The following is a 9,454-nucleotide window of genomic DNA, read 5'->3' on the forward strand; positions in this document are numbered from 1 at the left end:
ACCTCGCGGTCGCGCTCTCCATCGGCGTTCAGGTCATGGTCCGTTCGGACCTCGCGGGGGCCGGCGTGATCTTCACCCTCGACCCGGAGAGTGGCTTTCCCGGGGTCGTCGTGGTCAGCGCGGCATGGGGGCTGGGAGAGACGGTCGTGAGCGGCCGGACCGACCCCGACGAGTACACGGTCTTCAAACCGAGTCTGAACGGTCCGGCACTCGACCCCGTGATCGACATCCGGATCGGAGCGAAGCGGCAGAAGGCCGTCTACGGCGAACACGAACTCACCAGGACCGTCGACACCACCACGGCCGAACGCGCACGCAGGGTCCTCTCGGACATAGAGGTCCGCCTGCTCGCCGCATGGGCGGCGGCCGTCGAGGAGCACTACGGGTACCCCATGGACCTGGAATGGGCCAAGGACGGCGTGACCGGTGAACTGGCGCTGGTCCAGGCACGTCCCGAGACCGTGCAGTCCCGGCGCCGTGCGACGACGCTCCGCCGTTGCCGTCTCACCGCCGAACCCGGACGGAGCCTCGTCGAGGGCATCGCGGTCGGCGAGGCCATTGGCGAGGGTCCGGCCGTCGTCCTCGACTCGCCCGTGGAACTCGACCGGTTCCCGACCGGCGGCGTGCTCGTCACCGGTATCACCGACCCGGACTGGGAACCGCTCATGAAGCGTGCCGCCGCGGTCGTCACCGACCATGGCGGCCGGACCTCGCACGCCGCCATCGTCAGCCGCGAACTGGGCGTCCCGGCGGTCGTCGGCACGGGGCGTGCCACCGAAGCCCTGTACGACGGCGTCGATGCGACGGTGTCGTGCGCCGAGGGCGCCCGCGGCCACGTCTACGCGGGGCTGCTGCCCTACGAGGAAGAGGAGACCGACCTCTCCGGGCTTCCCGCCACCCGGACGCGCGTGATGCTCAATCTGGCCGACCCGTCCGCCTCCTTCCGCTGGTGGCGCCTGCCCGCCGACGGCGTCGGGCTCGCACGCCTGGAGTTCATCGTCGCCCATCAGGTCAAGATCCACCCCATGGCACTGCTTCACCCCGAGCGACTGGACCGGCACGACCGTCGCGCCGTCGGGCAGCTCACCGAGGGATACCCGGACCGCGGCCAGTACTTCGTCGACAGACTGGCCTTCGGCGTGGCACGCATCGCGGCGTCCCGCTGGCCCGAACCGGTGGTCGTGCGCACCAGCGACTTCAAGACCAACGAATACGCGCGCCTGCTGGGCGGCCGGCCCTTCGAACCGGCCGAGGCGAATCCCATGATCGGCTGGCGCGGCGCGAGCCGCTACTACAGCGACGGTTACCGCGAGGGCTTCGCGCTGGAGTGCCGGGCGCTGCGCCGGGTGCGGGACGAGATGGGGCTGACGAACGTGATCGTGATGATCCCCTTCTGCCGGACCACCGAAGAGGCCGACCGCGTTCTCGACGGCATGGCGGAACAGGGACTGCACAGGGGCGAGCACGGTCTGAAGGTGTACGTGATGGCGGAGATTCCCTCCAACATCATCCTGGCCGAGGACTTCGCCGAGCGGTTCGACGGCTTCTCGATCGGGAGCAACGATCTCACCCAGCTCACCCTGGGCGTCGACCGCGACTCCGAACTGCTCGCCGATGTCTTCGACGAGACCGACCCCGCAGTCGCGCGCAGCGTCCGGTCACTCATCGCCCGCGCCCACTCCGCCGGGCGGCCGGTCGGCCTGTGCGGCCAGCGCCCCAGCGACGACCCCTCGTTCACCGAGTTCCTGGTGCGGACCGGCATCGACTCGATCTCGGTGGCACCTGACAGCTTCGCCTCGGTGAAGCAGCACGTGTACGCCGCTGAATCGCACGCGAACGGTGACGGGGCGTGACCCAAATAAGCTACAAAGGGGCAATGAGGGGGCATCTACGCACATTTTTTCCAGTTAACTGGATTCGCCGCCGACCTGCTTTGTGGCGGTCCGGGCAGCATGCGAGTTTCGCATCCTCTTGCCGCACGGAGTTCGCCATCCGTTTCGCTCGCTCCTTCTACTGGAAGTCCGTCTGGTTTGAGGATGCGACAGAATCTCTCAACGATCAGCGGAGCGCCTTCCGACCCTCTCGCCCCCCGCTACGGCGTGCGCCGGCGGAAGCTGTGCTCCAGCGGCCGTCGGACGCCCGATGGGCCCTGATTGAGCCGACCCTGACGGCCTGCCGGAAAGCCAGGCTCGACCGCAGGGCACCGGTCAGCCGGCCAAAGTCGACCTCCGCGACGTGTTCAACGCGATTCTCTACGTGAACCGCACCGGAATCCCCTGGAAATACCCCCGCACGACTTCCCTGAGCGCTGTCCCGCAATTGCCGGTCGGAGGAGGGGGATCTTGCCGTGGCCGGTGTGATCACGGTGTCGGAGCCGTCCTGGACAGCCCCGCTCACCGGGCTGAGCCCGCGCCAGTTCGGCAAGCTGATCACCGCGTAGCGGCGCGAGGGTGTCGCCCCGGTCCGCAAGGGCCGACCCTGGAGTCTGCCCCTGGAGGGCCGGGTCCTGCTGGTCGCCGCGTACTGGCGCACGAACCTCACCCTGCACCAACTGGCTCCGTTGTTCGGGGTATCGAAGTCGGCGGCCGACAAGGATCGTCGACCACCCGGACCCTTCGCTCGCGCTCCAGCCCCGCAGACGGTTCCGCAAGGACACGGTGCTGATCGTGGACGGCACCCTGGTGCCAACCGACTTGGGGATGGCTCAGGGCGCCGCACAGCCCAGCGATCACAGCAAGCGACGCCCGATCACTGTAAAAGGCTCAGTGCACCACGATGTTGTTGTTGATGTCGCCGACGGTGAAATTGATCAGGCTGCCGCAGATGAGGGCGCACCATCCGTGGGGTGGGGTGGGGGGAGTGGGGGTCGACGACACCACGACGGTGGTCTCGTCGTTCGAGGCGGCGCACACGTCGTTGCCGTTGTAAGTGGCGGTGATGGTGTGTGCGCCTTCGGTGGCGAAGGTCGCGCTGTAGACGGCCACGCCGTTGGACCCGACCGGCACGGTGGCGAGGAGGTCGGGGCCGTCGAAGAATGTCACGCCCAGTCCGCCGCTGGGGTCTTCCGGGCAGCTGATCGTTGCTGTCAGCGTCACTGGCGACCCGACGGCCGCGGTGGTGGGCGACGCCACGACCGTGGTGGTCGAGAGGTCTTGGGCCGCCGCCGGGGTCCCTAGCGCGATGACCGCGGCCAGCGCGGCGAAGAGCGCTGTCTTCCAGAATCTCAATCCCTGCCAACGTCTCACTGACATGACTCCTTGAGCTGTGGGCTTTCCGGGGTGTTTCAACTCACCGGACAAGACGAGGACCGTAGTCGCCCCTACGGGGAAGGCATGAAGGCGCTCGGGCAGACGGTCCGCTTGGACCACGCGAATCACTCGCCAGGGCCGACACCGCTCTTTTCCCGACGAGGACCTTTGATCCCTACATTTCCCCTGCCCAGGATGCCCAGAGCCGGTCGGACGAGGACGCGCGGAACCGGTTCCGCGCCTTTCCCGCGCCGCTGTGCCACGGTCCGCCGCCGTCGACTGACCGCCCTCACGGCTCGCCCCAGACACCCCTGTATTTCTCAGCAGACACGCGAACTTACCCCATTTGAGTGATGTGTCGTTATCCTTCTTGCCGCTTCTTACGCCCAAGTGGCTCACTGACTGATGTCCGACCAGGGGCCGCCCATCCATCCGCTGGGGGCATCAGCGGCAGTGCTGCGATTCCCATGACGCCTCGGCTCGGCAACCCGGTCACGGGTGTCCCCGGCGGTGCGATCCAATCCATCGCCTGGTGCCTGCTTTCGCGGGCGGCATCGGCCCGGATGTGGCGGTACAGCTCACCATCCGACCTCACAGGAGGACTCCGATGGCACCCGTCATCACTTCCATCAGCCCCACCCAGGGCACGGCCGGTACCGTCCTGACCATCACCGGTACCGGGTTCGGTGCCCTCGCCAGTACGCCGACCGTCTCCTTCGGCAACACGTCCGTGAGCGGCACGGTCACCGTCGCCAACACCCAGATCACCGTCACTGCCCCGGGCGGGTGCGCGGGGCAGGTCAATGTCACTGTCACCGTGGGCGCCTCCACCAGCAATGGCAAGCCGTTCTTCTACGTCGCCGCTCCCACGATCGGGGGCGTGAGCGCCAACGTTGGCCCCGACACCTCCCCGCCCCCCACCACCCTCTTCGGCAGCGGGCTCGCCGCGGCCACGGCGGTCACCTTCGGTGCGGCCGGCGCCGGCACTCTCGGCTCCGTCGTCAGCGACTCCCAGCGTTCCGCTACCCCGCCCTCCTTCGCCGTCACCGGAGCCCCGGTGACGGTCAACGTCACGGCGACGAACCCGGGCGGGGTCAGCCCCATCACCGGCGCCGCCGACCAGTACACCTACTACGACCAGCCGACGGCCACCGCCATCTCGCCCAGCACGGGATCGCCGGGCGACAGCGGCGTTCTCATCACAGGCACCGGCTTCTACGGCGTCAGCGCCGTCACCTTCACCGACCCCGCCGGGCCGACTGACTTCGCCGCCGATTTCGTCGCGCTCAGTGGCACTCAGCTGATCGTGACGGTCCCCTCGGGCGCCCCGACGGGCACGGCGCTCAACGTCACCGTCACCAACCCCGGCGGCACCACCACCCCCGCCCTCGTCTTCACCACCTGATACCCGCGTAGTCGTGTGTGCCCTGGGCGCCCAGGGCACACACCCCCTCCACGGACCAGGGGCCAACGAGTCCCGCGCGGAATGCACACCCCGCCCGAACGAGAGACAAGCAAGAGAGGCCCGCGTCATGCCACCGGTGATCAGTACGCTCAATCCCGCCCAGGGCCCCGCCGTCGGCGGCAACCAGGTCATCATCTCCGGCGTCGGCCTCCTCGGTGCGACGGCCGTCCGCTTCGGTACGAACTCCGCCATCTACGCGGTGGTCAGCAACTCCTCGATCAGAGCCACCGCACCTCCAGGCGCCGGACAGACGAGCGTCCGGGTGACCTCGCCGGCCGGGACGAGCAACGGCCTCACCTACACCTACACCGCGGCGCCGGTGCTCAACTCGCTTGTGCCCGGCCAGGGGCCGACGAGTGGCGGGAATCAGGTGGTGCTCACAGGCACAGGGTTCACCAGCGCCAGCGCGGTGCACTTCGGCGCGGCATCGGCCGTCTTCATTGTCAACAACGACACACAGATCACCGCCACAGCCCCAGCGGGGACGGGCTCTGTCCCCGTAACGGTGACCACATCAGGCGGCACCAGCAACAGCGTCACCTACAACTACACCACGACACCAGCGCCCACCCTTACGGACCTCGACCCCCATTTCGGGCCCATCAGCGGCGGCAACACCGTCACCATCAACGGCACCAACCTGACCGGCACCACCGCCGTCCACTTCGATGCCCAGCCCGCCAGCAACATCGTCGTCGTAGGGGACAACCAGATCATGGTGACAGCACCAGCCAGCACCAGCACCGTGATGGTCACCGTCACCACCCCCGGCGGCACCAGCGACCCCAGCATCGGCAACCCCTACTACACCTACGTCCCGCAACCCGCCCTCACAAGCCTCACCCCCGACACCGGCCCCACCACCGGCGGCACCAACGTCACCATCAACGGCACCTCCCTCACCTACACCGACCAGGTCTTCTTCGGCACCACACCCGCCAACTTCGCCGCCATCTCCGACACCATCGTCCTCGCCACCTCGCCACCCGGAGCCGGAAGCGTTCCCGTCACCATCCACTCCCCCGGCGGCACCAGCAACTCCCTCACCTACACCTACGAGTAACAGAGCCGCCCCGGGGGACGGAGACGCGCCGTACCCCGGAGCCGGGCATCCGCCAGTCGGTCGTCGAACAGTTCGACTGTCCGACCTGTGACGTGCCCGCCGGACGCACCTGCCGCACCCGTGGCGGCCGCAGCGGACCATCCGTCTCGCGGCCTTCGGGCGGCTTCCTCGGCGTGGGCCTTGGCCGCGGGCGCCGACATGACGCCGTCGGTGGTGACGCCTGGACGCCTTGCGCGGGACCACTCGGCGGCTCCGGTCAGGAGCTTTCCGGAGTCCGCTCGATCCCCAGGTCCAGGAAGTGGGCCGAACACGAGATGCAAGGGTCGTGATTGCGGACGGCGCGTTCGCACAGCCGGACGAGTTCGGCCTCGGACTCCTCTCCGCCGTCGAGTGCGGCCTGGACGGTCCGGCGCAGGTCCTCCTCGATTGCCCCCTGGTTCTGAGCGGTCGGCGGAAGGATGCGGGCGTCGGTGACGCGGCCCTCGTCGTCGAGCGCGTAGCGGTGGTAGAGCAGTCCCCGGGGTGCCTCGGTGGCGCCGTGTCCGATGCCGCGCCGGGCAGGCACGGGCACGTACGGAGGCGTCGGCCGTTCGTACTCCGCGATGATGCGGAGCGCCTCCTCCACGGCGTAGAAGACCTCCACGGCGCGGACCAGGATGCTCCGGAAGGGGTTCCTGCAGACCGTGCCCGGCCTGGCACCGTCGGTGACCGCGCACAGCGGGGGATTGTCCAGTCCGGCCGCCGCTGCCGCTTCCAGCGCGGTCGGGGAGAGCAGGTGTCCGCTCACGGCGTAGCGGGCGAGGGCGCCGGTGAGGTGCCGTCGTCCGTCGAGACGGGAGTGGAGAGCGGTGGAATGGGGCACCTGCGCTTCCGTGACGTGATCACGGAAGGTCCGGAGGGGGAAGCTCCATGACGGGCGTGTGGCGTCGTACGGGACGACGGTGGGCACACCGGACTCGATGGCGTAGGTGCCCGGCTCGGCCAGGGCGAGCAGGTCGGCCTCGCACTCGGTCTCGGGGAAGTCGAAACCGGCCACCCAGTGGACGGTCTCCCAGGCATCGTCGAGAGCCAGGCGCAGTCGCTCCGCCAGGGGGCGGAGTTCGGTGCGGGTGGGGGCGCGGTGGAAGCCGCCGAGGCGCACGCCGATGGGGTGGACGGCGCGTCCCCCGAGCAGCTCGATGACGGCGTTGCCGGTCTGCTTGAGCCGCAGTCCGCGTCTGACGTGGGCCGGGTGGGAGCGGGACATGCCGATCACGTCGTCGTGGCCGAGGAAGTCGGGAGCGTGCAGCAGGTAAATGTGCAGTGTCTGGCTCTCGATCCATTCTCCGCAGTACAGCAGGCGTCTCAGGGAGGCGAGCCGGCCGTCGACGCCGACACCGCATGCGTCCTCGACGGCCCGGCAGGCGCTCAGCTGGTAGGCGACCGGGCAGATCCCGCAGATGCGGGAGGTGAGGTCGGGGGGTTCGGTGTGGGCCCGGCCCCGGAGAAGGGCTTCGAAGAACCGGGGGGCCTCGTAGATGCTGAGCCGGGCCTCGGTGACGGTCCCGTCGTGGACCCGCAGGTGCAGTGCGGTCTCCCCCTCGACACGTGTGAGCGCGGGAACTCGCAGGACCCGGGAGCGGTCCGAGGGCTGGTTCATCCGGGCCCTTCCTCCTCCACGGCGGTGAACGCGGTCACGTTGAAGGTGTGCAGATACCTGGCGACGTCCGTGTCGTCCATGCCGTCCCGGTGCATCAGTGGGATGAGAGCGGGGAGGTTCGTGGTGTCGGCCGGTCCGAAACAGCCGTAGCAACCACGTCCGTAGGTCGGGCACAGGGCTCCGCAACCCGCATGGGTGACGGGGCCGAGGCAGGGCACACCGTGGGCGACGGTGACGCAGACGTTGCCTCGCCGCTTGCAGGAGAAGCAGACGGAGTGGTTCGGGATTCCGGGTTTCCGGCCGGCGAGGAAGGCTGTGATGACCTCCAGGAGCTGGCCGCGGTCGATGGGGCAGCCCCGCAGCTCGAAATCGACGGGCACGTGTGCGGCGATGGGCGTGGAGGTGGCGAGGCTCTCGATGTAGTCGGGGCGGGCGTAGACGGTCGCCAGGTACTCCTCGATTCCGGCGTAGTTGCGCAGCGCCTGCACACCGCCTGCGGTGGCGCAGGCGCCGATGGTGACGAGGTACCGGGATTCGGCGCGGACGCGCCGCACGCGTTCCAGGTGTTCGGGCGTGCTGACCGATCCCTCGACGAGGGACAGGTCGTACGGGCCGGTGGCGACCGAGCTGGATGCCTCCAGGAAGTGGGCGATCTCCCACTCGTCCCCGAGGCCGAGCAGTTCGTCCTCGCAGTCGAGGAGGGTGAGCTGGCAGCCGTCGCACGAGGCGAACTTGAACACGCCGAGCCGGGGGCGGGACGGCGATCGGGATGTGGCGGTGGAAGCGCTCATCTCACAGTTCCCTCACGCTGAGCAGCGGTTCGGCCAGGTCGTAGCCGACGACCGGGCCGTCTCGGCAGAGCAGCAGGGGTCCGAGCTGGCAGTGTCCGCAGTGGCCGGTGGCGCAGCGCATGGTGCGTTCGAGAGAGACCTGTACGTGGCCCGGGCGCACGCCGTGGTGGATCAGTGCGCGGGCGGTAGCGCGGATCATGACCTCCGGGCCGCAGAGGAAGGCGACGGTCCTCCCCGGCCGGAACCGGGCCTCACGGAGGAGCGTCGTGACCACTCCGACCCTGCCGCCCCAGTCGTCGGAGGGCCGGTCGACGGTGGCGGCGCTGAACGGCTTCCCCCAGGCGGGGAACTCGTCCTGCAGAAGGTCGCCGGGCGTCCGGGCACCGGCGAGGATGTTGAGCCGCCCGAATCGGTGAGGCTGGGCCAGGACCGTGTCGACCAGGGGCCGCAGTGGTGCCAGGCCGATGCCGCCGCCGATGGCGAGCAGGTCGCGGCCGCGGGCGGCCGCGATGTCCCAGGGCGTGCCGAAGGGGCCGCGCACTCCGACGAACGCGCCGGTTGTGAGCCCGCACAAGGCGCGCGAGACGGCTCCGACGGCGCGTACCGTGTGCATGAGCCGGTGCCTGCCCGGGGCTCTGGACAGGGACACGGGAATCTCGCCGACGCCGAACGCGTACAGCATCGCGAACTGGCCTGGTACGAAGCGTTCCAGCGGCTCCCCGGCGGGATCCAGCGCGAGTGTGACCGTGTCGTGGGTCTCCTCCCGGCGGTCCACCACCCGGTAGGGACGGGGGATCAGGGACATGGCGCCCCTCCGCCCTCGTGCGGTCCGTACAGGTCGAGCAGCCGGGTGCGGGTGGCGCGGAGCCGGTCCCCGATGGTCTCGGCGACGAGGGTGACCAGCGCCAGGCCCAGCGCCGGGCGTTCGGCGCACAGGGCGCGTACCGCAGGCGCGTCGAACTCCCAGGCCAGAACGGGGTCCCTGGCCTCGGCACCGAGGTGCCACTGCCGGGGCGGGCACAGCCATGACCAGCCGAGCAGATCGCCCGCGCCGATGGTCTCGACGACCGCGCGCCCACGACCGGGCACCTGGACGTCGAGGGCGACCGTGCCGGAACGGATGATCCAGAAGCGGTCGGCCCTGCCACCCTCCTCGAAGATCCGCGTGGCGCCGGGGAACGCGGCGTCGCGGGCGAGATCCATCATCGGCCCGCGGTGCTCCGCGGACAGCGCCGCGAGCACGCCCGA

At 69.5% G+C, this 9,454-nt stretch carries 8 protein-coding genes and 2 pseudogenes; 5 read left to right on the forward strand and 5 right to left on the reverse strand.

What is annotated here, in order from left to right; genetic code table 11:
- The 3 genes and pseudogenes from ppsA to AMK22_RS36460 form a co-directional block, all read left to right on the forward strand.
- The coding region (gene ppsA, locus AMK22_RS36450) for a phosphoenolpyruvate synthase (protein WP_073791981.1) at nt 1-1,853 on the forward strand (1,853 nt) is incomplete at its 5' end.
- A gap of 263 nt (nt 1,854-2,116) precedes the next feature.
- Nucleotides 2,117-2,303, forward strand: a pseudogene (locus tag AMK22_RS36455) (transposase); the annotation flags it as partial.
- 44 nt (nt 2,304-2,347) lie between these two features.
- Nucleotides 2,348-2,690 (forward strand): annotated as a pseudogene (locus AMK22_RS36460) (helix-turn-helix domain-containing protein); the annotation flags it as partial.
- Nucleotides 2,691-2,762: 72 nt separating this feature from the next.
- Here AMK22_RS36460 and AMK22_RS36465 read toward each other — a convergent pair.
- Complete coding sequence (locus AMK22_RS36465) at nt 2,763-3,251, reverse strand: Ig-like domain-containing protein (protein WP_079186600.1); 489 nt, start codon at nt 3,249-3,251, stop codon at nt 2,763-2,765.
- A gap of 604 nt (nt 3,252-3,855) precedes the next feature.
- Here AMK22_RS36465 and AMK22_RS41950 point away from each other — a divergent pair.
- Nucleotides 3,856-4,653, forward strand: coding sequence for an IPT/TIG domain-containing protein (locus AMK22_RS41950; RefSeq protein WP_073791982.1), 798 nt, complete (start codon nt 3,856-3,858; stop codon nt 4,651-4,653).
- A gap of 127 nt (nt 4,654-4,780) precedes the next feature.
- Nucleotides 4,781-5,776 carry an IPT/TIG domain-containing protein gene (locus AMK22_RS36475; RefSeq protein WP_073791984.1) on the forward strand — a complete coding sequence of 332 codons (996 nt, stop codon included), beginning with the start codon at nt 4,781-4,783 and terminating at the stop codon, nt 5,774-5,776.
- 256 nt (nt 5,777-6,032) lie between these two features.
- Here the strand turns inward: AMK22_RS36475 and AMK22_RS36480 are convergent, their stop codons facing one another.
- The 4 genes from AMK22_RS36480 to AMK22_RS36495 all read right to left on the reverse strand — a co-directional run.
- On the reverse strand, nt 6,033-7,415 hold the full coding sequence (locus AMK22_RS36480; protein WP_073791985.1) for a Ni/Fe hydrogenase subunit alpha: 1,383 nt from the start codon (nt 7,413-7,415) through the stop codon (nt 6,033-6,035).
- Nucleotides 7,412-8,206, reverse strand: coding sequence for an oxidoreductase (locus AMK22_RS36485; RefSeq protein WP_073791987.1), 795 nt, complete (start codon nt 8,204-8,206; stop codon nt 7,412-7,414). Before AMK22_RS36485 ends, AMK22_RS36480 begins: the two co-directional genes overlap by 4 nt.
- A gap of 1 nt (nt 8,207) precedes the next feature.
- Nucleotides 8,208-9,011 carry an FAD/NAD(P)-binding protein gene (locus AMK22_RS36490; RefSeq protein WP_073791988.1) on the reverse strand — a complete coding sequence of 268 codons (804 nt, stop codon included), beginning with the start codon at nt 9,009-9,011 and terminating at the stop codon, nt 8,208-8,210.
- The coding region (locus tag AMK22_RS36495) for a cyclic nucleotide-binding domain-containing protein (protein WP_242434314.1) at nt 9,002-9,454 on the reverse strand (453 nt) is incomplete at its 5' end. The genes AMK22_RS36490 and AMK22_RS36495, both read right to left, overlap by 10 nt.

It is taken from the genome of Streptomyces sp. CB01580 (assembly GCF_001905795.1).
Classification (GTDB): domain Bacteria; phylum Actinomycetota; class Actinomycetes; order Streptomycetales; family Streptomycetaceae; genus Streptomyces.

Bases quoted from the DNA above. Each gene is read 5' to 3' on its own strand.
- AMK22_RS36465 (WP_079186600.1), bottom strand. From the start codon at position 3,251: ATGTCAGTGAGACGTTGGCAGGGATTGAGATTCTGGAAGACAGCGCTC.
- AMK22_RS41950 (WP_073791982.1), top strand. From the start codon at position 3,856: ATGGCACCCGTCATCACTTCCATCAGCCCCACCCAGGGCACGGCCGGT.
- AMK22_RS36475 (WP_073791984.1), top strand. From the start codon at position 4,781: ATGCCACCGGTGATCAGTACGCTCAATCCCGCCCAGGGCCCCGCCGTC.
- AMK22_RS36480 (WP_073791985.1), bottom strand. From the start codon at position 7,415: ATGAACCAGCCCTCGGACCGCTCCCGGGTCCTGCGAGTTCCCGCGCTC.
- AMK22_RS36485 (WP_073791987.1), bottom strand. From the start codon at position 8,206: ATGAGCGCTTCCACCGCCACATCCCGATCGCCGTCCCGCCCCCGGCTC.
- AMK22_RS36490 (WP_073791988.1), bottom strand. From the start codon at position 9,011: ATGTCCCTGATCCCCCGTCCCTACCGGGTGGTGGACCGCCGGGAGGAG.